Consider the following 25263-nt stretch of genomic DNA (forward strand, 5'->3'; position numbering starts at 1 on the left):
GTGAAACAGAGAATTATTACTGGAGTGGTTGCTGCCGCGCTATTCATTCCCATCGTAATTTACGGTGGCGTGCCTTTTACGGTTTTAGTGTATGCACTTGCTTCTATAGGTTTATATGAGTTAATTCGAATGAATAAGCTTACGCTTATTTCAGTACCAACAGTTTTAGCTGCGGTATTATTATGGACTATTTTAGTTCCAAGTAGTGCATCAGAACTATTTAGGTGGATTGGATTAGGTAAATTAGAAATTACGTTTGTGATTGTTTTATTACTTTTATCATATACAGTCCTTTCTAAGAATACATTTACTTTTGATAATGCTTCATTTTTACTTATGGCAACAACATATGTTGCAATGGGATTCTTATATCTGAATGAAACGAGAATATTAGGAATTAAATATGTGTTTTGCGCATTATTTGTTATATGGGCTACTGATTCAGGTGCATATTTCGTAGGAAAAGCATTAGGAAAAAGAAAATTATGGCCAGAAATTAGTCCAAATAAAACGATTGAAGGTTCAGTAGGTGGCATCGTTTGTGGAATTATTGTGGCACTTGTATACAACGTGTTCTTCCCAGTTGAATCGAATGTAGTAATTTTAATTGTGCTGACAATTATCATTTCTATTTTTGGACAAATTGGTGATTTAGTACAATCTGCATTTAAACGTCATTATGGCGTAAAAGATTCAGGTACAATTTTACCTGGACATGGTGGTATATTAGATCGAACAGATAGTTGGTTATTTGTGTTACCAATTCTCTACTTCTTATTGCAATACAATTAATAAATGAACGAGGGGTTGGAGTCATGAAAAACATTAGTTTATTAGGTGCAAGCGGATCAATTGGTACACAAACTTTAGATGTGTTACGCTCGCACCCAGACCAATTCCGTCTCGTTGCTTTTTCTGTAGGGAAAAATATTGACTACGCAGTAAAAGTAATTCAAGAATTTTCTCCGCAAATCGTTTCTGTGCAAAGAGCAGAAGATGTTATAAAATTACAAGCTGTTTCTGGTAATACAAAAGTTGTGTATGGTAGTGAAGGTCTTTTAGAAGTAGCATTACATCCAGATGCGGAGATTTTAGTAAATGCCGTTGTAGGTAGCGTAGGGTTGTTACCAACACTTCGTGCAATTGAGGCGAAAAAAACAATTGGAATTGCAAATAAAGAAACGTTAGTAACTGCAGGGCATCTAGTAATGGAAGCGGCGCGAAAACATAATGTTTCGTTACTTCCGGTAGATAGTGAACATTCAGCTATTTTTCAATGCTTGAATGGTGAAAATGAAAAAAGAATTTCTCGACTCATTATAACGGCTTCTGGTGGAAGTTTCCGTGATAAAACGAGAGATGAATTGCATCATGTGACCGTAGAAGATGCGCTTCGACATCCAAACTGGTCAATGGGTTCGAAAATTACAATTGATTCTGCTACAATGATGAATAAGGGACTAGAAGTAATTGAAGCACATTGGCTTTTTGGTATCCCTTATGAGCAAATTGATGTTGTTTTACATAAAGAAAGTATTATTCATTCTATGGTTGAATTTGAAGATCGTAGTGTAATGGCGCAGCTTGGCACACCTGATATGAGAGTACCAATTCAATACGCGCTTACATATCCTGATAGATTACCTCTTTCAGATACAAAACAGTTAAACTTATGGGAAATGGGAACATTGCATTTTGAAAAAATGAACCAAGAACGTTTCCGTTGTCTACGTTTTGCGTATGAGGCTGGGAAAACAGGTGGAAGTATGCCAGCTGTAATGAACGCTGCAAATGAAGTAGCTGTTGAAGCTTTTTTACAAAAGAGAATTGGTTTCTTAACAGTGGAAGACCTCATTGAAAAAGCAATGAACCATCACAATGTCATTGCACGTCCGAGCTTAGAGGAAATTCTGGAAATTGATGCAGCCACAAGACGGTTTGTGATGGAACAAATTTAGCAAAGGTGGTTATGGAATTGAATACAGCGATTGCCTTTATATTAATTTTCGGTGCACTCGTATTTTTCCATGAGCTAGGGCATCTATATTTCGCGAAAAGAGCAGGCATTTTATGCCGCGAGTTTGCGATTGGTTTTGGTCCGAAAATATTCTCATTTGAAAAGAATGAAACGGTGTATACGATTCGATTACTGCCCCTTGGTGGCTATGTAAGAATGGCTGGCGAGGATGCGGACACAGTTGAGTTAAAGCCAGGGAAAAAGGTTGGCCTTGTGCTAAATGAAAAAGACGAAGCTGTGAAATTAGTTTTTGATGGATATGAAAAATATCCAAATGTTCGTGTTATTGAAGTCGAACAAGCAGATTTAGAGCATAATCTAACGATTTCAGGCTATGAAGAGTATGAGGAAGAGCTTCAAACATTCCGAGTGAATGAAAAGGCTCGTATCATTACTGCTGGAGAAGAAATTCAAATTGCTCCGTATAACAGGCAATTTGGCTCTAAAAAATTGGGTCAACGTGCTTTAACAATCTTTGCGGGTCCTGCAATGAACTTCATTTTAGCATTTGTTATTTTTGTGATTCTTGGATTTGTACAAGGGGTTCCCATTGACAAACCAATGGTCGGAAAAATAATGGAAAATAGTGCAGCGCAGCAAGCTGGATTAAAAGAAAACGATACAATTCAAGCAATTGATGGGAAAAGTACAAGTACATGGAAAGATGTTGTTGCCATTGTACGTGAAAACCCGAATAAAGAAATTACGTTACAAGTAAAGCGTGATAATGAACAGCTTAATGTAAAAGTAACTCCAACACTCGATAAAGAAGGTAAAGAAGAAGTTGGTAGAATTGGTGTTTACTCTCCTGTAGAGAAAACAGTGATGGGTTCGATTAAATCAGGATTTGAACAAACGTACGAATGGACGAAACTAATTTTTGAGTCTCTTGTGAAATTAGTAACTGGTCAATTTTCTATTAATGAGTTGTCAGGTCCAGTAGGAATTTATAATCTAACAGATCAAGTCGTAGATTATGGATTTACGCGTGTGCTAAGTTTAGCGGCAGTTTTAAGTATAAACCTTGGTTTATTTAATCTATTACCAGTCCCTGCTTTAGACGGTGGACGTTTATTCTTCTTCCTAATCGAAGCGTTACGAGGAAAACCGATTGACCGTCAAAAAGAAGGAATGGTCCACTTTATTGGTTTTGCATTATTAATGTTACTAATGTTAGTTGTAACATGGAATGACATTCGTAAGTTTTTCTTGTAAAATAAAGTGAAACTTATAATGAAATAGAGCTCGTAGAATAAAATCCCTCACCTAACCCGAGGTGAGGGGTTTTACTGCGTGTAAGAGTAAAATGAAGAGGTGCGAATAAATGAAACAAAGTATGGTATTCAGTCCTACATTACGTGAAGTTCCAGCTGATGCTGAAATTAAGAGTCATCAATTATTACTTCGCGCAGGTTTTATGCGTCAAAATGCTTCTGGTATTTATAGTTTTCTACCATTTGGTTTAAAAGTACTACACAAAGTAGAACGTATCGTTCGAGAAGAAATGGAACGCGCAGGAGCTGTAGAATTATTAATGCCAGCGATGCAAGCTGCAGAATTATGGCAAGAATCAGGCCGTTGGTATTCTTACGGATCTGAATTAATGCGTATGAAAGATCGTAACGCTCGTGAATTTGCTTTAGGGGCGACACATGAAGAAGTAATTACTGATCTTGTACGTGATGAAGTAAAATCATATAAAAAATTACCGTTAACGCTATACCAAATTCAAACAAAGTTCCGTGACGAACAAAGACCTCGTTTCGGTTTATTACGTGGAAGAGAGTTTCTAATGAAAGATGCCTATTCTTTCCACGCTACGCAGGAGAGCTTAGATGAAGTGTATGATCGCTTATATAAAGCATACTCTAACATTTTTGCTCGTTGTGGCTTAAATTTCCGTGCGGTTATTGCTGACTCTGGAGCAATGGGCGGAAAAGATACACATGAATTTATGGTATTATCTGATGTTGGTGAAGATACTATTGCATACTCGGATACATCCAATTATGCAGCGAACATCGAAATGGCTCCTGTTGTAGCTACGTATACGAAGAGTGACGAAGCAGAAAAGGCACTTGAAAAAGTAGCAACGCCAGATCAAAAAGCAATTGAAGAAGTATCTGCATTCTTAAACATTGAAGCAGAACAGTGTATTAAGTCTATGGTATTTAAAGTAGACGAGAAATTAGTAGTTGTACTTGTTCGTGGTGATCATGAAGTAAACGATGTAAAAGTGAAAAATGTATACGGCGCTTCAGTTGTTGAGCTTGCTTCTCATGAAGAAGTAAAAGAATTATTAAATTGTGAAGTTGGTTCATTAGGACCGATTGGTGTAACAGGTGATATCGAAATTATTGCTGACCATGCTGTAGCATCAATTGTAAACGGATGTTCAGGAGCGAATGAAGAAGGGTTCCATTATGTAAATGTAAATCCAGAACGTGACTTTAAAGTAAGTCAATATACAGATTTACGCTTCATCCAAGAAGGAGACCAATCTCCAGATGGAAACGGAACAATTCTTTTCGCACGCGGAATTGAAGTTGGTCATGTATTTAAATTAGGAACTCGCTATAGTGAAGCGATGAACGCAACATTCCTAGATGAAAACGGGAAAACACAAGCACTTATTATGGGTTGTTACGGTATCGGTGTATCTCGTACAGTGGCAGCAATTGCAGAGCAGTTTAATGATGAGAACGGCTTAGTTTGGCCAAAAGCTGTAGCACCGTTCCATGTGCATGTAATTCCAGTAAATATGAAATCTGATGCACAACGTGAAATGGGTGAAAATATTTACAACTCATTACAAGAGCAAGGATATGAAGTATTACTAGATGATCGTGCAGAACGTGCAGGTGTTAAATTTGCAGATGCAGATTTATTTGGCCTTCCAGTTCGCGTTACGGTTGGTAAAAAAGCAGATGAAGGTATTGTAGAAGTGAAAGTACGTGCTACAGGCGAGTCTGAAGAAGTGAAAGTAGAAGAACTTCAAACATATATTGCTAATATTTTAAAATAAGAAGAGGTACCTCGTAATGAGGTACCTTCTCTTTCTTTGTAAACGTATTTTGTAAAAGAAGAAGGGAGACATCTTTCTTTGTAGTACGTTTCAATTTATAATAGCAAATGGAAGGAGAGTGCTTATGTCATTAACAAATGAACAACAAGAGCGATTTCAAATTTTGCTCCAGCAGTTGCAAATACCAGAAGACCTTATAAATCAATATTTACAGGGCGGTGGTATTGAAAAGCTAGTTATTGATAAAGCGAATAAAGGTTGGCATTTTGACTTACAAGTGCCACGTATTTTGCCGACAGAATTATATGAATTGCTAGAAGTGAAGCTTAAGCAATCATTTTCTCATATTGCAAGAACAACATTTGCATTACAAGCAGAGAATAAACAATTTACAGAAGAAGAAGTGAAGGCATATTGGCCGCTTTGTACGGAGCGAATTACATTTTCACCTATGTTTGCTTACTTAAAGAAGCAACTACCTCAGGTAAATGGAGTGAAGTTGTTAATAAATGTGAATAACGAGTTAGAATCTACTGCTTTAAAGAAAAATGTTACGAAACCAGTAGGTGATCAATACGAAGCTTTTGGATTCCCACGTTTTCAGTTAGACACACATATAAAGCAAAATGCAGAAGAAATGCAAAAGTTTCGTGAGCAAACTCAGCAAGAAGACCGTGAGCGTGTAATACAAGCTATGGAAGAAATGGCGAAGAAGCAAGCTGAAGAAAGTAGCGTTGTGCATGAAGGACCGGTTGTACTCGGATATCTTATTAAGCCAGATGAAGAGATTACACCGATGCGAGAAATTCAAGATGAAGAACGAAGAAAAACGGTTCAAGGATATGTATTCCATGTAGAAACAAAAGAGCTTCGTAGTGGGCGTACGTTATTAACTTTAAAAATAACGGACTATACGGATTCTATTATGATCAAAATGTTTTCGCGTGACAAAGAAGATATTCCAATGCTGCAATCCTTGAGAAAAGGAATGTGGGTGAAAGCACGTGGTTCTGTTCAAAATGATACATTTGTTCGAGATTTAGTAATGATTGCAAACGATATTAATGAAATAACAGGACCATCTCGTAAAGATAAGGCGCCAGAAGGTGAAAAACGTGTAGAGCTTCACCTTCATACCCCAATGAGTCAAATGGATGCTGTTACGCCTGTCTCTAGGCTTGTTGCTCAAGCTGGTAAATGGGGACATGAGGCTATTGCAGTTACAGACCATGCTGTTGCTCAGTCTTTCCCAGAAGCATACTCTGCGGGTAAAAAGGCTGGGGTTAAAGTTATATACGGTGTAGAGGCAAATTTAGTTAATGATGGTGTACCGATCGCATATAACGAAGCGCATCGTTTACTTGCAGAGGAAACGTATGTTGTTTTCGACGTTGAGACGACAGGTTTATCAGCTGTATACGATACAGTCATTGAGTTAGCTGCCGTAAAGATAAAAGGTGGCGAAATCATTGATCGTTTTGAATCTTTCGCAAATCCGCATCAACCATTATCTGCGACGATTATTGAATTAACAGGTATTACAGATGATATGTTAACTGATGCACCAGAAGTGGACGAAGTGTTTAAAAAGTTTGAGGAATGGATGGGTGACCATACACTTGTTGCTCATAACGCAAGCTTTGATATGGGCTTTATTAACGTAGGTTTTAAAAAGGCAGGGCTAGCAAAAACGAATAACCCTGTTATTGATACGTTAGAACTTGCGCGGTTCTTATTTCCGGAAATGAAAAACCATCGATTAAATACGATGTGTAAAAAGCTTGATATTGAATTAACGCAACATCACCGTGCGATTTATGATACTGAAGCAACGGGATACTTACTTGTGAAAATGCTAAAAGATGTAATTGAAAAGGGATTTGAATATCATGATCAATTAAATGATAGTATGGGACAAGGGGATGCGTATAAACGTGGGCGTCCAAGTCATATGACATTACTTGCTACATCAGATGTTGGATTGAAAAATTTATATAAACTTGTTTCATATTCTCACCTGAATTATTTTTACCGTGTGCCACGTGTACCAAGGTCACTATTAAAAAAATATCGTGAAGGAATTTTAGTAGGAACGGCTTGTGATAAAGGTGAAGTGTTTGAGGCAATGATGCAAAAAGCACCTGAAGAAGTAGAAGAAATTGCGCAATTCTATGATTACATTGAAGTAATGCCTCCAGAGGTGTTACGTCATTTAGTAGAACGTGAACTTGTTCGAGATGAAGGACAATTAAAAACAATTATTTCTAACTTAGTAAAACTGGGTGAGACGTTAGATAAACCGGTTGTCGCTACAGGGAACGTGCATTATTTAGATCAAGAGGATGCTATGTATCGTAAAATTTTAGTGAGTTCGCAGGGCGGAGCAAATCCGTTAAATCGACATTCATTACCGCCGGTACATTTCCGTACAACAGATGAGATGTTAGAGTGTTTTTCATTTTTAGGTGAAGACAAAGCGAAAGAAATTGTAGTAACGAATACACAAAAGGTTGCGTCATTAATTGGTGATGTTCATCCAGTAAAAGATGATTTATACACACCGAAAATTGAAGGTGCTGATGATGAAACGCGTGATATGAGTTATAAAATGGCGCGTAGCATTTATGGGGAAGAGCTACCAGAAATCGTAGAAGCCCGATTGGAAAAAGAATTAAAAAGTATTATCGGACATGGATTTGCTGTAATTTATTTAATTTCACATAAGCTGGTGAAAAAATCGTTAGTAGACGGATATTTAGTAGGTTCGCGTGGATCTGTAGGTTCATCATTCGTTGCAACGATGATGGAAATTACAGAAGTAAATCCATTACCACCACATTATGTATGTCCGAAGTGTAAGCAATCAGAATTCTTTAATGACGGCTCGGTAGGTTCTGGTTTTGATTTACCAGATAAAGAATGTCCAACATGTAATGTTTCATATGTAAAAGATGGACATGATATTCCGTTCGAAACGTTCCTTGGATTTAAAGGAGATAAGGTACCCGATATCGATTTGAACTTCTCCGGCGAATACCAACCACGTGCCCATAACTATACGAAAATACTGTTCGGTGAAGATTATGTATATCGTGCAGGAACGATTGGTACAGTTGCAGAAAAAACGGCTTATGGATATGTAAAAGGTTATGCAAATGATCATAATTTAACGATACGAAATGCAGAAATTGACCGCTTAGTAGCAGGGTGTACCGGTGTAAAACGTACAACTGGACAGCATCCAGGTGGTATTATCGTTGTGCCAGATTACATGGACATCTTTGATTTCTCACCAATACAGTATCCGGCAGATTCAATAGGGGCTGAGTGGAGAACGACACACTTTGATTTCCACTCAATTCATGATAATTTATTGAAACTTGATATACTAGGACACGATGATCCGACAGTTATTCGTATGTTACAAGATTTAAGTGGTATTGATCCGAAAACAATCCCAACAGATGATCCGGAAGTAATGAAAATTTTCTCAGGTCCGGAATCATTAGGAGTAACGGAAGAACAAATTAACTGTAAAACAGGTACACTTGGTATACCGGAATTCGGTACGAAATTCGTAAGACAAATGTTAGAAGAGACAAAACCAACGACATTCTCAGAGTTAGTCCAAATCTCTGGACTATCACATGGTACGGACGTATGGCTCGGTAATGCAAACGAGTTAATTTATAACGGTACATGTACGCTGAGTGAAGTTATCGGTTGTCGTGATGACATCATGGTATATTTAATCTATCAAGGTTTAGATCCATCATTAGCCTTCAAAATTATGGAGTCGGTTCGTAAAGGTAAAGGTGTACCGGAAGAATGGGAAGAGGACATGAAAAGTAATAATGTACCAGGTTGGTATATTGATTCATGTAAGAAGATTAAATACATGTTCCCTAAAGCCCATGCGGCTGCTTACGTACTTATGGCTGTACGTATCGCATATTTTAAAGTACATTTTGCACTTTTATTCTATGCGGCATACTTTACGGTTCGTGCAGATGACTTTGATGTAGAGGCGATGGCAAAAGGTTCAGCATCTATACGTGTAAAGATTGATGAAATTGCGCAAAAAGGATTAGATGCAGCGCCGAAAGAGAAGAGTTTATTAACGGTACTAGAAATGACACTTGAAATGTGTGAGCGTGGATACTCATTCCAAAAGGTTGATTTATATCGCTCGCATGCAACAGAATTCATTATTGATGGAGACTCATTAATTCCTCCATTTAATGCGGTGCCTGGTCTTGGTACAAACGCAGCTTTAAGTATCGTAGAAGCTCGTAAAAATGGAGATTTCTTATCAAAAGAAGATTTACAGCAGCGCAGTAAGGTTTCTAAAACGATTATTGAGTATTTAGATAGTCAAGGTTGCTTAGGTGATCTACCTGATCAAAACCAATTATCACTGTTCTAGCAGGTAGGAAAAGTCTTTGCAAATCAGTATTTGCTATGGTATACTATTAACCGAGATAACCATGTCATGTATATTGTGTGAAAAAAAGAGTGGGGAAACCCACTCTTTCGTGTTACTATCTACGTTTTATTGATGTAGAGAGGTAAGAAATTTCTGTCGTATATACATATTTTGTTACAAGTTTTACTTCTTAAATTTGGTAATACTAAGACAGATATTCCCTGCTTAACGGCAGGGGCTTTTGTTAGCTAACGAGAAAGAATAAGATAGACCGTTTTTATGGACGGAATCTTTTCTTGTAAATGGTACATGGCGGCAGGAAGGAGGCTGTTTATGGATAAGAAAGTCACAGAAGTTGTAGAAGCATTTGCGCAGCCGATCGTTGAAGAGTTAAATCTTGAACTTGTAGATGTAGAGTATGTGAAAGAAGGACAGGACTGGTTCTTACGCGTATTCATCGATTCTGAAAAGGGAGTCGACATTGAAGAATGCGGTGCGGTAAGTGAACGTTTAAGCGAAGCTTTAGATAAAGAGGATCCAATTCCTCATCTTTACTTTTTGGATGTATCATCTCCTGGAGCAGAACGCCCATTAAAGAAAGAGAAAGACTTCCAGCAAGCGGTAGGAAAACAAGTGGCAATTAAAACATATGAGCCGATTGATGGTGAAAAAATGTTTGAAGGAAAGCTACTTTCCTACGATGGTACTACAATTACACTATTATTAACAATTAAAACACGTAAAAAAGAAATCCAAATTCCAATGGATAAAGTTGCAAATGCGCGACTTGCTGTTACGTTTTAGTTAGAAGGGGGATCTTCATGAGCACTGAGTTGTTAGATGCCTTGCTCGTATTAGAGTCAGAAAAAGGAATTAGCAAAGATATTATTATTGATGCGATTGAAGCAGCATTAATCTCTGCTTATAAACGCAATTTTAACCAAGCACAAAACGTTCGTGTGAGCTTTAACCCAGAAGTGGGAACAATTCAAGTTTTAGCACGTAAAGACGTTGTTGATAATGTGTTTGATCCACGTCTTGAAATTTCTGTTGAAGAAGCAAGACAAATTAATCCAAACTATCAAGATGGTGACGTACTAGAAATTGAAGTAACACCAAAAGATTTCGGCCGCATTGCAGCACAAACTGCAAAACAGGTTGTAACACAACGAGTGCGTGAAGCAGAGCGTGGTGTTATTTACTCGGAGTTTAGTGACCGTGAAGAAGACATCATGGTTGGTATTGTACAACGTCAAGATGCTCGTTTCATCTATGTAAGCTTAGGGAAAGTAGAAGCTTTATTACCTGTAAGTGAGCAAATGCCAAACGAACAATACAAACCACATGATCGCATTCGCGTATTCATTACGAAAGTAGAAAAAACAACGAAGGGACCACAAATTTACGTATCACGTACACATCCTGGTCTTTTAAAACGTTTATTCGAAATGGAAGTTCCTGAGATTTATGATGGAACTGTTGAAATTCGTTCTGTGGCACGTGAAGCAGGCGATCGTTCTAAAATTTCTGTACATGCAGAGAACATTGATGTTGATCCAGTAGGCTCTTGTGTAGGACCGAAAGGACAACGTGTACAACGCATTGTAGATGAATTAAAAGGTGAAAAGATTGACATCGTTCGCTGGTCAAATGATCCAGTAGAATATGTTGCAAATGCTTTAAGCCCATCACAAGTTGTTAAAGTACTTGTAGATGAAGAAGAAAAAGCAACAACTGTTGTTGTTCCAGACCACCAACTTTCATTAGCTATCGGTAAGCGTGGACAAAACGCGCGTCTTGCAGCTAAATTAACAGGTTGGAAAATTGATATTAAGAGTGAGTCTGATGCGAAACAACTAGGTATTGTAACAGAAGAAGATAGCGTAATCGCATTCGGATTCGATTCAGTTGAAGACGAAATCGAATAGAGGTGATGAGTATGAGCAATCGAAAAGTTCCGTTACGAAAATGTGTTGCAACGCAAGAAATGAAATCAAAACGAGAGCTCGTTCGCATTGTTCGTTCCAAAGAGGGAGAAGTGTCCATTGATTTAACTGGAAAGAAATCAGGACGAGGTGCTTATTTATCGAAAGATAAAGAAAGTATTCTTCAAGCTCAAAAGAAAAATGTTTTGGAACATCATCTAAAAGCGAAAATCGACGGTTCTCTATACGAAGAGCTTCTTGAGCTTGTTGAGAAGGAGTCGAAATAAGTGTCCGATTGGAAATCGTTTTTAGGACTAGCAAACCGGGCTCGGAAAATTATTTCGGGTGAAGAACTTGTTTTAAAAGAAGTACGAAGTGGCAAAGCAAAGCTTGTGTTGCTATCTGAAGATGCGTCAGTGAATACAACAAAACGCATGACGGATAAAACGACGTATTACAACGTACCAATGAGAAAGGTCGAAAATCGACAACAATTAGGGCATGCGATTGGGAGAGATGAGCGAGTCGTTGTAGCTGTGTTAGATGAAGGCTTTGCGAAAAAGCTGCGTAGCATGCTCGATACAAATTACCGGGGGTGAAGGTATGAGTAAAATTCGAGTGCATGAATATGCAAAACAACATAATATCTCAAGTAAAGATCTTATGACAAAACTAAAAGAAATGAATATCGAGGTTTCGAATCATATGACAATGTTAGACGATGAAGTAGTAAACAAATTAGATAATGAGTACCAAGAAGAAAAACCTTCTGTTGCAGATGAGTTTGAAGTAGAAGAGAAAGTTGTTCGCAGTAAAAAGAACAGTAATAAGAAGAAGAAAAAAGGCAAAGATAACGAAGACAAGCGTCAAGATAACTTTGCTGGAAGACAACAAACGCAAATTGTAGAAACACCAGATAAAATTACTTTCTCTGGAAGCCTTACAGTGGGTGAGCTTGCTAAAAAATTAAGCAAAGAGCCGTCTGAAATTATTAAGAAGCTCTTCATGCTAGGAATTATGGCAACAATTAACCAAGACTTAGATAAAGATACAATTGAGTTAATTGCTACTGATTACGGTATTGAAGTAGAAGAAGAAGTAGTTGTAAGTGAAACTGAATTCGAAACATTCATCGATGAGCAAGATGATGAAGAAAACTTAAAAGAGCGTCCAGCTGTTGTTACAATTATGGGACACGTTGACCATGGTAAAACAACTTTACTTGACTCTATTCGTAATTCAAAAGTAACTGCTGGCGAAGCTGGTGGGATTACTCAGCATATTGGTGCATACCAAGTTGAAGTAAACGATAAGAAAATTACATTCTTAGATACGCCTGGTCACGCAGCATTTACAACGATGCGTGCTCGTGGGGCACAAGTAACGGATATTACAATTCTTGTTGTTGCAGCTGATGACGGTGTTATGCCACAAACAGTGGAAGCAATTAGCCATGCGAAAGCAGCTGGAGTACCAATTATTGTTGCTGTGAATAAAATGGATAAACCAGCGGCAAATCCTGATCGCGTAATGCAAGAATTAACAGAATATGAATTGGTTCCAGAAGCATGGGGCGGAGACACAATTTTCGTACCAATCTCTGCAATTCAAGGCGAGGGAATTGACAACTTGCTAGAAATGATTCTTCTTGTGAGTGAAGTAGAAGAATATAAAGCAAATCCAAATCGCTATGCAACTGGTACTGTAATTGAAGCGCAGCTTGATAAAGGTAAAGGAACTATCGCGACATTACTTGTTCAAAACGGTACACTTCGAGTTGGAGATCCAATTGTTGTTGGAACATCATTCGGTCGTGTTCGTGCAATGGTAAGTGATATTGGTCGTCGAGTAAAAGTTGCTGGTCCATCAACTCCTGTTGAAATTACAGGTTTAAATGAAGTACCACAAGCGGGAGATCGTTTCATGGCATTCGCTGATGAGAAGAAAGCTCGTCAAATCGGTGAATCACGTGCACAAGAAGCGTTAGTTGCTCAACGTGGTGAAAAATCTAAATTAAGCCTTGAAGATTTATTCCAACAAATCCAAGAGGGCGATGTAAAAGAAATTAACTTAATTGTGAAAGCAGACGTACAAGGTTCTGTTGAAGCAATGGCTGCATCACTTCGTAAGATCGATGTTGAAGGCGTAAAAGTAAAAATCATTCACACTGGTGTAGGTGCGATTACAGAATCTGATATTATTTTAGCTTCTGCATCTAATGCAATTGTAATTGGATTTAACGTACGCCCTGATGTGAATGCGAAGCGTACAGCTGAATTAGAGAACGTTGATGTTCGTTTACACCGTATTATCTATAAAGTAATCGAAGAAATCGAATCAGCAATGCAAGGGATGCTGGATCCAGAATTCGAAGAAAAAGTAATCGGTCAAGCGGAAGTACGCCAAACGTTCAAAGTAACAAAAGTTGGAACAATTGCAGGTTGTTACGTAATAGACGGTAAAATCACACGTGATAGTGGCGTTCGTATTATCCGTGATGGCGTAGTAATCTTCGAAGGACAACTTGATACGTTAAAACGTTTCAAAGACGACGTAAAAGAAGTTGCACAAAACTATGAGTGTGGTATTACAATTGAGAGATATAATGATCTTAAAGAAGGGGACATCATTGAAGCATACATTATGGAAGAAGTGAAGCGATGATTATCGCTTCACTCTCATTCGAGTGTATGATTTACGATGTGCATTCTTTAAAAGAGAAACGAGCAATTTTGCAAAGGGTGCTCACTCGTGTGAAGCAGCGTTATAACGTAGCTGTTTCAGAAGTAGGGCATCAAGATGTATGGCAACGTACAGAAATTGCAATTGTTTCCGTATCCTCAAATCGTGTTATCTGTGAAAAAGAAATGAATCGTGTACTTGAGTACATCGATTCATTTCCTGAAATTGAACGTACGATAACACAATTGGAATGGTACTGAATGAGGTGAAGAGTTATGAAATTACGTGCAAACCGTGTAGGCGAGCAAATGAAAAAAGAATTAGGCGACATTATCAGTCGTAAAATTAAAGATCCACGTGTCGGATTTGTTACAGTAACAGATGTGCAAGTGAGTGGAGATTTACAAATCGCTAAAGTGTATATTTCTGTTTTAGGTGACGATGAACAGAAAGAAAGTACATTAAAAGGTTTAGCGAAGGCAAAAGGCTTCATTCGTTCAGAAATCGGCCAACGTATTCGTCTTCGTAAAACACCGGAAATTTCTTTCGAATTTGATGAGTCTATTGGATATGGTCATCGAATTGATACACTTTTACATGAAATTAATAAAGACGGTAAACGTGAAGAATAATGGATAGACATTTGTCTATCCATTTTTTCAATGAAAAATAAGTTTGGATAATTATTATGAAAGAATTATGATGAGGTGAACATATATGGAAGGTGTAGTATTATTACATAAGCCAAAAGGCATGACATCACATGATTGTGTATTTAAATTAAGAAAGATATTACGTGAGAAACGAATTGGTCATACGGGAACATTAGATCCAGATGTAACAGGGGTATTACCGATTTGTGTTGGACGAGCAACGAAGATTGCACAGTTTTTAACGAGTGAAACAAAAACATATGAAGGTGAAGTAACATTAGGATTTTCAACAACAACTGAAGATGCTTCTGGTGAAGTTGTTGAAACGACAAATGTAGATCGTAGTATTACTCGTAAGGAAGTAGAAGGAGTTCTCGCAGCATTAACAGGTACGATTGAACAAACGCCTCCAATGTTTTCAGCTGTAAAAGTTAACGGAAAAAAATTATATGAATATGCAAGAGCGGGACAAGAAGTTGAACGTCCAGTTCGTACCATTACAATTCATGAATTCGTATTACTTGATGACCGTGAAATGTTTGAAGGGGAAAACATTTCATTCCGTTTCCGTGTAACGTGTAGTAAAGGGACATATGTAAGAACGCTAGCAGTAATGATTGGTGAAAAACTAGGTTTTCCATCACACATGTCCCATCTTGTAAGAACGGCATCTGGTGAATTTTTACTAGAAGATTGCATATCATTTGAAGAAATTGAAGAAAACGTGCAAAATGGAACAGTAGAGTCTATCTTCATTTCAATTGATGAAGCGTTAAGTAAATTCCCAAAAATGGTTGTAGATGAAAAGCAAGCAGAAAAAATAAAAAATGGTATGTTCTTAAAGAATGAATTAGAAATAACAGCACCATTCATTACAGTATTTGATAAAAATGACCGTTGCTTAGCGATTTATGAGCATCATCCAAAACACCCTGGTATGCTAAAGCCAATGAAAGTACTTGTGAATAATCAAGAACTAAAGCTATAATGAATTATTGGAAGGATTATTACAGAAAAAGGTGAATTCAAGCGTGAAACTTATTCATTTAACTCATCCACATGAACAAAATAAATTAGAATTACCACCTACTGTAATGGCATTAGGATTTTTTGATGGCATTCATTTAGGGCATCAGTGTGTGATTCGAACTGCGAAACAAATAGCGGATGAACGCGGATATAAAAGTGCAGTTATGACATTTCATCCCCATCCATCTGTTATTTTAGGGAAAAAGGAAGCGCATGTGGAGTATATTACACCGATGCGTGATAAAGAAAAAATAGTCGAAAACTTAGGAATCGATATATTATATGTTATTAAATTTGATGAATCGTTTGCAGGTTTATTGCCACAGCAATTTGTAGATGATTATATTATTGGTTTAAATGTAAAGCATGTAGTAGCAGGGTTTGATTATTCATATGGACGTTTAGGAAAAGGGAAGATGGAGACTTTACCATTTCATGCAAGAGGGGAGTTTACACAAACTGTGATTGAAAAAGTTGAATTTCAAGAAGAGAAGGTAAGTTCTACAGCATTACGAAAGTTAATTCGAAATGGTGAAATGGAACAAATTCCATCTATTTTAGGTAGAGCCTATACAGTGGGAGGAACGGTTGTACATGGCGATAAACGTGGACGACAAATTGGTTTTCCAACCGCTAATGTAGGTTTAAGTGATGAGTATTTATTGCCACCTGTAGGTGTTTATGCAGTGAGATTAAAAGTTCACGATGAATGGTACGATGGTGTATGTAATATTGGATATAAACCAACTTTTAAAGAAAATGAGCGTCAATTATCTATTGAAGTACACTTATTTGAATTCAATAAAGACATATATGATCAAAGTGTTACAGTTGAGTGGCATATGCGTATAAGAGAAGAGAAGAAATTCAATGGTATTGATGAGCTAGTTGAACAAATCGCAAAAGATAAGAAAACAGCACAAGAATATTTTGCGAGTGAAAAGAATATACTTGCTTTTTCAAATGAAAAGTAGTATTCTATGTTATGTACTTTATGACAACCATTGCTTGGCATTGCGACTCACCGACGCTTGCTCGGTAATTGGGGGTTTAATTAATAGGAGGTGAAATAGGATGGCTTTAACACAAGAACGTAAAAATGAAATCATTGCACAATTTAGAACTCATGAGACTGATACTGGTTCTCCAGAGGTTCAAATTGCTGTCCTAACGGAGCAAATTAACACTCTAAACGAGCACTTACGTACTCACAAGAAAGATCATCATTCACGTCGTGGTCTATTAAAGATGGTTGGTAAACGTCGTAACTTACTAACTTACCTTCGTAATAGCGATATCACACGTTACCGTGAATTAATCACAAAGCTTGGCTTACGTCGATAGTCAAAGAAGCGGGAATATTCCCGCTTTTTTGTTAGGTAAAAATATATCTTCTACGCTTTATAGCTTACTTAATTTTCGGCAATACTAGAGGTAGAATATTGTGATATACTATCCATTTACATAGAAGAATTGAATACTTTAAATTGAGAGGGGTACTTAAATGAGTCAAGAAAAGCAAGTCTTCTCGATAGATTTAGCTGGTCGCCAGCTAACAGTTGAAACTGGTCAGCTTGCAAAACAAGCGAACGGGGCAGTATTAGTAAGATATGGCGATACAGCGGTTCTATCTACAGCAACTGCATCAAAAGAGGCTAAAAATGTAGATTTCTTCCCACTTACAGTAAACTATGAAGAGCGTTTATATGCAGTCGGAAAAATTCCAGGCGGTTTTATTAAACGTGAAGGTCGTCCAAGTGAAAAAGCAATTTTGGCAAGTCGTTTAATCGACCGTCCAATTCGTCCACTTTTCGCAGATGGTTTCCGTAACGAAGTACAAGTTGTCAGCATTGTAATGAGTGTTGATCAAGATTGTTCTTCTGAAATGGCAGCTATGCTTGGTTCTTCATTAGCGTTATCGATTTCAGATATTCCATTTGAAGGCCCAATCGCTGGTGCAACAGTTGGTCGTATTAATGGCGAATTCGTTATTAATCCAACAGTAGAACAGCAAGAACAAAGTGATATTCACCTTGTTGTAGCTGGTACAAAAGATGCAATTAACATGGTTGAAGCAGGAGCAGATCAAGTACCTGAGGAAACAATGTTAGAAGCAATTATGTTTGGACATGACGAAATTAAACGTCTAATTGCATTCCAAGAAGAGATTGTACAAGCTGTGGGTAAAGCGAAATTAGAAATAAAACTATATGAAGTTGATGCTGATCTTAACCAAGCTGTACGTGAGATGGCTGAGAAGGATATGCATTCTGCAATTCAAGTACATGAGAAACATGCACGTGAAGATGCAATCAACGTAGTGAAAAAGCGTGTAATTGAGCATTACGAAGCTGAGGAAGCTGACGCTGACACATTAGGACAAGTAAATGAGATTTTATATAAAATTGTAAAAGAAGAAGTACGTCGTCTTATAACAGTTGAAAAAATCCGCCCAGATGGCCGTAAAGGTGATGAAATTCGTCCTTTAGCATCAGAGGTTGGTATTTTATCTCGTACACACGGTTCTGGTTTATTCACACGTGGACAAACACAAGCATTAAGTATTTGTACATTAGGCGCTTTAGGCGATGTGCAAATTTTAGATGGTCTTGGTGTAGAAGAATCAAAAAGATTCATGCACCATTACAATTTCCCATCGTTTAGTGTTGGTGAAACAAGACCGATGCGTGGACCAGGTCGTCGTGAAATTGGTCACGGTGCACTAGGAGAACGTGCTCTTGAGCCTGTAATTCCATCTGAAAAAGATTTCCCATATACAGTACGTCTTGTATCTGAAGTGTTAGAATCAAATGGTTCTACTTCACAGGCAAGTATTTGTGGTAGTACTTTAGCAATGATGGATGCTGGTGTTCCACTTAAAGCTCCAGTTGCTGGTATTGCAATGGGTCTAGTTAAATCTGGTGAGCATTACACAATTTTATCTGATATTCAAGGTATGGAAGATCATTTAGGTGATATGGACTTTAAAGTAGCAGGTACAGCACAAGGTGTAACTGCACTGCAAATGGACATTAAAATCGATGGTTTATCTCGTGAAATTTTAGAAGAGGCATTACAACAAGCGAAAGTTGGTCGTGTGCACATTCTAAATCATATGCTATCTGTTATTGCAGAGCCACGTACTGAATTATCAGCTTACGCTCCAAAGATTATTACAATGACAATTAATCCAGATAAAATCCGTGACGTTATTGGACCGAGCGGTAAACAAATTAATAAAATTATTGAAGAAACTGGAGTTAAAATTGACATCGAGCAAGATGGTACAGTATTTATTTCTTCAATAAATCAAGAAATGAATGACAAAGCTAAGAAAATTATCGAAGATATTGTTCGCGAAGTACAAGTAGGTGAAATCTACGAAGGAAAAGTGAAACGTGTTGAGAAATTCGGTGCTTTCGTTGAATTATTCAGCGGTAAAGATGGATTAGTTCACATTTCTGAACTTGCACTTGAGCGTGTAGGTAAAGTAGAAGACGTTGTGAAAATCGGTGATGTAATTACAGTTAAAGTTATCGAGATTGACAAGCAAGGTCGCGTAAATCTATCTAGAAAAGTATTGCTAAAAGAAGAGCAAGAAAAAGAAGCTGCTAAAGAAGAAAACAAACAAGAGCAGCAATAAGTAAAAGCCAGTTCAACTGGCTTTTTTGTTATGTAAAAAACATGATGTACACATATTTTTATGTCAGTATAGGTATAGTTTTCATTATAACGCTCAAATTAACAAAGATAAGAAGAAAAATATTTTTTATTTAGTTAATGGGAGGGTTTATATGAAAGTTCGTATATTGGCATACATATGTGTATTTTTTTTATATGTCAGTTTAGGCTCTTATTCCGTTTTTGCACAGGATAACTTGTATGAAGAAATTCAAAAACATGCAAAACAATATGAGATTGCACCTCAAAATGCGATCATTGATAAGATATGGAAAGCAACACCTGGATATAATGGAAGACAAGTCGATATTGAAGCATCCTATAACAATATGAAGAAGCTAAAGAAATTTGATCAAAAACATCTTGAATTCAAGGAAGTATCACCGAGTGTCCATTTAGCAGATTTATCACCAGCCCCAATTTACAGGGGACATCCAAATAAAAAGATGGTTGGATTAACAATAAATGTGGCATGGGGAAATGAGTATTTGCCTCGTATATTAGAGATATTGAAAAAACATGATGTGAAGGCAACTTTCTTTTTGGAAGGACGTTGGGTGAAAGAAAATTTACGATTTGCAAAAATGATTGTCGATGCAAATCAAGAAGTTGGAAATCACTCTTACACACATCCTAATATGAAAACATTATCGTCTGATGAAATACGAGAACAGTTACAAAAAACAAATCGAATGATAGAAGCAGCCACCAATCAAAAAGTAAGATGGTTTGCCCCGCCTAGTGGAAGTTTTCGAGATGAAGTCGTACAAATTGCAGATGATTTCCAAATGGGAACGATTATGTGGACAGTAGATACAATTGATTGGAAGCGACCAGAGCCAGACGTATTATTGCAGAGAGTAATGAGAAAAATACATTCAGGTGCCATTGTATTAATGCATCCTACTTCATCTACAGCAGAAGCATTAGATACAATGATTACAAAATTGAAGGAACAAGGATATAGAGTGGGGAATATAACAGAATTACTGGATGAAAAACGTGTGGATTAAATACATTTGCATGACATTCATCCTTAAACTTGTTATCATTAAATAATAGCGTTAATTTAGAGAAACTGGTAGTAGGAGGAAAGTTTTTGATTAAAAAATATACTTGTAAAAATGGTGTAAGAATAGTTATGGAGAACATACCAACTGTAAGATCGGTTGCGATTGGTATTTGGATCCATGCAGGATCAAGAAATGAAAATGAAAAAAATAACGGGATTTCCCACTTTTTAGAGCATATGTTCTTTAAAGGGACGGAAACACGTAGTGCGCGCGAAATTGCGGAATCATTTGATAGCATTGGTGGGCAAGTAAATGCTTTTACTTCAAAAGAATATACATGTTACTATGCAAAAGTGTTAGATGAGCATGCTAAATATGCTTTAGATGTTTTAGCAGATATGTTCTTTAATTCAACATTTGATGAGGAAGAACTGAAAAAAGAGAAGAATGTCGTATGTGAAGAAATTAAAATGTACGAAGACGCTCCAGATGATATTGTGCATGATATGTTAACGAAAGCGACATATGAAACGCATCCGCTTGGATATCCTATTTTAGGAACAGAAGAAACGCTTGATACGTTTACAGGTGATACACTACGTCAATATATAAAAGATCATTATACACCTGAAAATGTAGTTGTTTCAGTTGCAGGAAATATTGATGAAGCATTTTTACAAACAGTAGAGCAATATTTCGGTAGTTATGAAGGAACAACAAACCGTGAACAAGTACATAGCCCAATTTTCCATTTTAATAAGGTAGCACGTAAAAAAGAAACAGAACAAGCTCATTTATGTTTAGGATATAAAGGCTTACAAATGGGACACGAAGATATTTATAACTTAATCGTATTAAATAACGTTTTAGGCGGTAGTATGAGTAGCCGTTTATTCCAAGAAGTACGTGAGCAACGTGGGTTAGCTTACTCGGTATTTTCTTACCACTCTTCTTATGAAGATACAGGTATGTTAACACTGTACGGTGGAACAGGTAGCCAACAATTAGATACACTGTATGAAACGATGCAAGAAACACTAGAAACATTGAAAAATACAGGTATTACAGAAAAAGAGCTTATGAATAGTAAAGAGCAATTAAAAGGAAACTTAATGTTAAGTTTAGAAAGTACGAATAGTCGTATGAGCCGTAACGGTAAAAATGAATTGCTGCTTCGTAAGCATCGTTCACTTGATGAGATTATTGAAAGTGTAAACACTGTAACAAAACAAAATGTAGATGAGTTAATCCGCAATATGTTTACGGATGAATTCTCTGCTGCACTTATTAGTCCAGATGGAAAACTTCCAAAAGGAATAAAACTATAATTGATTTTTGTGATGTACTCGAAAATAACCGTATCTCTTTTAAATGAGATACGGTTATTTTTTTTAGACATACAGAATAGGTACTAATAATGGATAACTTAAATTGAAAATTCGGTAGGGGGAGAGTGTATGCGATTAAGTGAATTAAATGGTAAAGAAATTGTAGATTTAGAAAGAGCGGAAAAAATGGGGATTTTAGGGCATCTAGATTTAGAAATTAATGAGAGCGATGGACAAATACAAGCGCTTATCATACCTGTTACAAAATGGGGAGGTTTTAAAAAAGGACAACAAGAGGTAAGGGTGGAATGGAGAGATATTAAGAAAGTGGGGCATGACATGATACTTTGTGATATATCTGACCATTCAAATTCGGAGTGAAAGATGGCCATTTCGGCCGTCTTTTTTTTGTATATATAAAGCTGATAAATCATATGTGCTTTTTGTTTTTCAATCACCTCAAACTCGTACATTACATATGATGTGGAGGAAAAAGAAAAAGTAGGCACTTTTCTTATAAATGACAGAAAAAGAAGGTGAATTAGGGAATGTTGACTGAGATGCATATTGCTGTCATAGGAGGAGATGCAAGGCAGCTAGAAGTAATTCGTAAACTAGTTGAATTGGATGCGAAACTTTCATTGATAGGGTTTGATCAGTTGGATCATGGCTTCACAGGGGCAGCAAAAGAAAGTATACAAAATTTAGATTTTACTTCTGTAGATGCAATCATTTTGCCAGTTGCAGGTACAAATGCCAAAGGAGAAGTAGATACTATTTTTTCAAATGAAAAAGTTTCTATAACGAAAGAACAAATTGAAAATACACCAGAACACTTTACTATATATTCAGGTATTGGTACGCCTTACTTGGAAAATCTCGTATCTACTACAAACCGAAAACTTGTTAAATTATTTGATCGTGATGATGTGGCAATCTACAATTCTATTCCGACTGTAGAAGGCACATTAATGATGGTAATTCAACATACCGACTATACAATTCATGGGTCCAATGTAATGGTTTTAGGATTTGGTAGAACAGGGATGAGTGTTGCCAGAGCATTTCAATCATTAGGAGCCCACGTCAAAGTTGGAGCAAGACGATCGGAACATATTGCACGTATTACAGAGATGATGTTTTCTCCTTTTCATATGCAAAACATTGAGAAAGAAGTAGGAAATATGGATATTGTGATTAACACAATTCCACATCTCGTTGTGACAGCGAATGTTATTTCAAAAATGCCAGCTCATACGTTAGTAATTGATTTAGCTTCTAAACCAGGTGGTACCGACTTTAGATACGCAGAAAAAAGAGGAGTTAAAGCGCTATTAGCACCTGGATTGCCAGGGATTGTTGCTCCGAAAACAGCAGGACAAATTTTAGCGAACGTTCTTTCTCAGTTATTAGCAGAAGACGTAATAGCAAGAAAGGAGAATGGGGAATGAATTTAAAAGGGAAAAGAATTGGATTTGGTTTTACAGGTTCACATTGTACGTATGAAGAAGTGATGCCTCATTTAGAGAAATTAATTGCTGAGGGAGCAGAAGTACGTCCCGTTGTTTCTTACACTGTTCAATCAACAAATACGAGATTTGGTGAGGGAGCAGAGTGGATTAAAAAGATTGAAGAAACAACAGGATTTAAAGCAATTAATTCAATCGTTGGCGCAGAACCGCTAGGACCTAAAATTCCATTAGACTGTATGGTAATTGCACCACTAACAGGAAATTCGATGAGTAAATTTGCAAATGCAATGACAGATTCTCCAGTATTAATGGCAGCAAAAGCGACGCTGAGAAATGGTAAGCCTGTCGTATTGGCGGTTTCGACGAATGATGCTTTAGGATTAAACGGGGTAAATCTAATTACACCAACAAGGTGACGACAAAGCATAAACGTTTATATGTCGCCATCTTGAGGGAGCTTAGGGTAAAGCACAAGTTCGAAATCATCGAGTCTTTGCCACTTTTCCTTCTTATAAACAGCCTTTTCTAAAACCGACTTTAGGAGGCTGTTTTTCTTTTTGGGATCATCTGTTTTAAAGTATAGATCAAGAACATGCTCTACTTGAGGTATTGTATCTTTCTTCACTTTTTCCTTCTTAATTTCTGTTTTAATTTCTTTTTTTAAGTTTTCCATCGTGGAAGTAATTTCAGTAATACGATCAGAAACTACATTCGAGCGTTCTAAAAACATATCGACTGTGTAAACGCCACGTTCTAATAAATCATGTAAATTACTTTTTTGTTTTTGGACATCCACTAATTCTTTTTCAAGCTTACGTAACGCAGCTTCATTCATTTGAATAACTTGTGTTTCTTTTAACTTGTCATCTTGCTTATGTTTTTCAAAATCAGCTTTATAATTGATATACCATTCTTTTAAAGCCTCAAGTAAACGCTTCTCGATTAATTCAGTATAGCTTGATTTGTTTTCACAGCCACGGTGTTTACAATCCATCGTTTCTTTTCGGTTCTTTGGATAACGTTGTACCATACTGTAACCACATTTAGCGCATTTAATAATACCGGCCAATGGATTCTTTATTCCGTTCGTATTGTAGGGAATGTGATATCTTGAGTTTAATTTTTCTTGCACTTGTTCAAACAAGCTTTCGGGTATGATAGGCTCATGTTTTCCATTGGCAATAATCCAATCTGATTTATCTTGTCTTGCACAGCTACGTTTCACAGCGTCAGGACGTTTTACTTCTTTTCGTTTTTGCCAAGTTACCTTTCCGATGTACACATTGTTTTTTAATATATCCAAGATGCTATAAGGGTTCCATTCATTACCTAATTTACTTTTGTAACCAAAATCATTTAACTTATTTCTGATTGCGCTAGCGCCCATATCCTTGTTTGCGTACCAATCAAATATCATTCTGACGACAGAAGCTTCTTCTGAATTAATCGTTAACGTACGCTCTCGCTTATTTAAACGGTGGATATCATAACCATAAGGGGCATGGGTACCGAGGTAATTACCAGACTCCACGCTTGCTATACGGCCGCGTTGCATACGACGTGTAATGATCTTTAATTCTTTACGTGCCATAAATGCTTCAAATTCGCTGTATTCTTCGTCCCACTCATCATTAAGGTCATAAGTCTTCCTAGGGGTCATAATCTTTGTATTCGAGCGTTTAAACGTCTCTAAAATGATTCCTTGTTCTTTCATGCCACCACGACCTAAACGGTCCATATCCATACAAAGGACAACATCGTATTTATTATCTTCAATTTCTTCAAGCAGTGCTAACATCTCAGGACGTTTCACTAAGCTCTCACCAGAAACGATTTCCTCACGGACAGATAAAACATTTAAGTTCATTTCCTTGGCAATTTTCAGCAGGGTAGTTCGATGTTTTGCTAACGTTTCACCTTCGCCGCGTGCTTCGGCTTCGAGATCAGCACGGGATTTTCTTAGGTAGATAGCAGTTTTCATAATATAGAAACCTCCTCATTTATAAAATTAT

General features: G+C 37.0%; 21 protein-coding genes and 1 pseudogene. 21 read left to right on the forward strand and 1 reads right to left on the reverse strand.

The features are described from left to right. The 21 genes and pseudogenes from cdsA to dpaB all read left to right on the forward strand — a co-directional run. Positions 1 to 792 (forward strand): phosphatidate cytidylyltransferase, encoded by a 792-nt coding sequence (gene cdsA / locus JDS98_RS18145; protein WP_000813595.1) that lies wholly within the window; start codon positions 1 to 3, stop codon positions 790 to 792. 23 nt (positions 793 to 815) lie between these two features. Next, positions 816 to 1958 (forward strand): 1-deoxy-D-xylulose-5-phosphate reductoisomerase, encoded by a 1143-nt coding sequence (dxr, locus tag JDS98_RS18150; protein ID WP_199634174.1) that lies wholly within the window; start codon positions 816 to 818, stop codon positions 1956 to 1958. A 17-nt stretch (positions 1959 to 1975) separates the two neighbouring features. Next, a complete protein-coding gene (gene rseP / locus JDS98_RS18155; RefSeq protein WP_001090232.1) occupies positions 1976 to 3232 on the forward strand; it encodes an RIP metalloprotease RseP in 1257 nt (418 codons plus the stop codon). 109 nt (positions 3233 to 3341) lie between these two features. Next, positions 3342 to 5042: a proline--tRNA ligase gene (locus tag JDS98_RS18160; protein WP_000814324.1), complete on the forward strand. Its 1701-nt coding sequence runs from the start codon at positions 3342 to 3344 to the stop codon at positions 5040 to 5042. A gap of 124 nt (positions 5043 to 5166) precedes the next feature. Then, the gene (locus JDS98_RS18165; protein WP_000060011.1) at positions 5167 to 9468 is read left to right on the forward strand and encodes a PolC-type DNA polymerase III; all 4302 of its coding nucleotides are present in this window, start codon (positions 5167 to 5169) and stop codon (positions 9466 to 9468) included. Between the two features lie 333 nt (positions 9469 to 9801). Then, positions 9802 to 10272 (forward strand): ribosome maturation factor RimP, encoded by a 471-nt coding sequence (gene rimP / locus JDS98_RS18170; protein WP_000359095.1) that lies wholly within the window; start codon positions 9802 to 9804, stop codon positions 10270 to 10272. Positions 10273 to 10289: 17 nt separating this feature from the next. Then, positions 10290 to 11396: a transcription termination factor NusA gene (gene nusA / locus JDS98_RS18175; RefSeq protein WP_000102596.1), complete on the forward strand. Its 1107-nt coding sequence runs from the start codon at positions 10290 to 10292 to the stop codon at positions 11394 to 11396. A gap of 11 nt (positions 11397 to 11407) precedes the next feature. Next, entirely contained in the window at positions 11408 to 11680 is a 273-nt protein-coding gene (gene rnpM / locus JDS98_RS18180; RefSeq protein ID WP_000071127.1) for an RNase P modulator RnpM, read from the forward strand. Then, a complete protein-coding gene (locus JDS98_RS18185) occupies positions 11681 to 11992 on the forward strand; it encodes a YlxQ family RNA-binding protein (protein WP_001286525.1) in 312 nt (103 codons plus the stop codon). It abuts the gene before it with no gap. A 4-nt stretch (positions 11993 to 11996) separates the two neighbouring features. Further along, positions 11997 to 14057 carry a translation initiation factor IF-2 gene (gene infB, locus JDS98_RS18190; protein ID WP_000036352.1) on the forward strand — a complete coding sequence of 687 codons (2061 nt, stop codon included), beginning with the start codon at positions 11997 to 11999 and terminating at the stop codon, positions 14055 to 14057. Beyond that, on the forward strand, positions 14054 to 14335 hold the full coding sequence (locus tag JDS98_RS18195; RefSeq protein WP_000582364.1) for a DUF503 domain-containing protein: 282 nt from the start codon (positions 14054 to 14056) through the stop codon (positions 14333 to 14335). The genes infB and JDS98_RS18195 overlap by 4 nt, the downstream gene beginning before the upstream one ends. 15 nt (positions 14336 to 14350) lie before the next feature. Further along, positions 14351 to 14707, forward strand: coding sequence for a 30S ribosome-binding factor RbfA (rbfA, locus tag JDS98_RS18200; protein ID WP_000776439.1), 357 nt, complete (start codon positions 14351 to 14353; stop codon positions 14705 to 14707). 85 nt (positions 14708 to 14792) lie between these two features. Beyond that, the gene (gene truB, locus JDS98_RS18205; protein WP_000399360.1) at positions 14793 to 15716 is read left to right on the forward strand and encodes a tRNA pseudouridine(55) synthase TruB; all 924 of its coding nucleotides are present in this window, start codon (positions 14793 to 14795) and stop codon (positions 15714 to 15716) included. A gap of 43 nt (positions 15717 to 15759) precedes the next feature. Beyond that, complete coding sequence (gene ribF / locus JDS98_RS18210) at positions 15760 to 16731, forward strand: bifunctional riboflavin kinase/FAD synthetase (RefSeq protein WP_000766713.1); 972 nt, start codon at positions 15760 to 15762, stop codon at positions 16729 to 16731. 100 nt (positions 16732 to 16831) lie between these two features. Then, on the forward strand, positions 16832 to 17101 hold the full coding sequence (gene rpsO / locus JDS98_RS18215; protein WP_001229392.1) for a 30S ribosomal protein S15: 270 nt from the start codon (positions 16832 to 16834) through the stop codon (positions 17099 to 17101). Positions 17102 to 17261: 160 nt separating this feature from the next. Beyond that, positions 17262 to 19400, forward strand: coding sequence for a polyribonucleotide nucleotidyltransferase (gene pnp, locus JDS98_RS18220; protein WP_000076735.1), 2139 nt, complete (start codon positions 17262 to 17264; stop codon positions 19398 to 19400). 151 nt (positions 19401 to 19551) lie between these two features. Beyond that, positions 19552 to 20451 (forward strand): polysaccharide deacetylase family protein, encoded by a 900-nt coding sequence (locus JDS98_RS18225; protein ID WP_000868234.1) that lies wholly within the window; start codon positions 19552 to 19554, stop codon positions 20449 to 20451. Positions 20452 to 20537: 86 nt separating this feature from the next. Then, complete coding sequence (locus tag JDS98_RS18230; protein WP_000592990.1) at positions 20538 to 21779, forward strand: M16 family metallopeptidase; 1242 nt, start codon at positions 20538 to 20540, stop codon at positions 21777 to 21779. Between the two features lie 129 nt (positions 21780 to 21908). Beyond that, positions 21909 to 22160, forward strand: a complete 252-nt coding sequence (locus JDS98_RS18235) for a YlmC/YmxH family sporulation protein (protein ID WP_199631497.1) — start codon at positions 21909 to 21911, stop codon at positions 22158 to 22160. 167 nt (positions 22161 to 22327) lie between these two features. Next, a complete protein-coding gene (dpaA, locus tag JDS98_RS18240; RefSeq protein WP_000954741.1) occupies positions 22328 to 23230 on the forward strand; it encodes a dipicolinic acid synthetase subunit A in 903 nt (300 codons plus the stop codon). After that, positions 23227 to 23652, forward strand: a pseudogene (gene dpaB, locus JDS98_RS18245) (dipicolinate synthase subunit B); the annotation flags it as partial. The gene dpaA and the pseudogene dpaB, both read left to right, overlap by 4 nt. Positions 23653 to 23684: 32 nt before the next feature. Here dpaB and JDS98_RS18250 read toward each other — a convergent pair. Beyond that, positions 23685 to 25232: a recombinase family protein gene (locus tag JDS98_RS18250; RefSeq protein WP_199634175.1), complete on the reverse strand. Its 1548-nt coding sequence runs from the start codon at positions 25230 to 25232 to the stop codon at positions 23685 to 23687. Positions 25233 to 25263 lie beyond the last annotated feature (31 nt).

It is taken from the genome of Bacillus cereus group sp. N11, from assembly GCF_016483605.1.
Taxonomy (GTDB): Bacteria; Bacillota; Bacilli; order Bacillales; family Bacillaceae_G; genus Bacillus_A; species Bacillus_A toyonensis.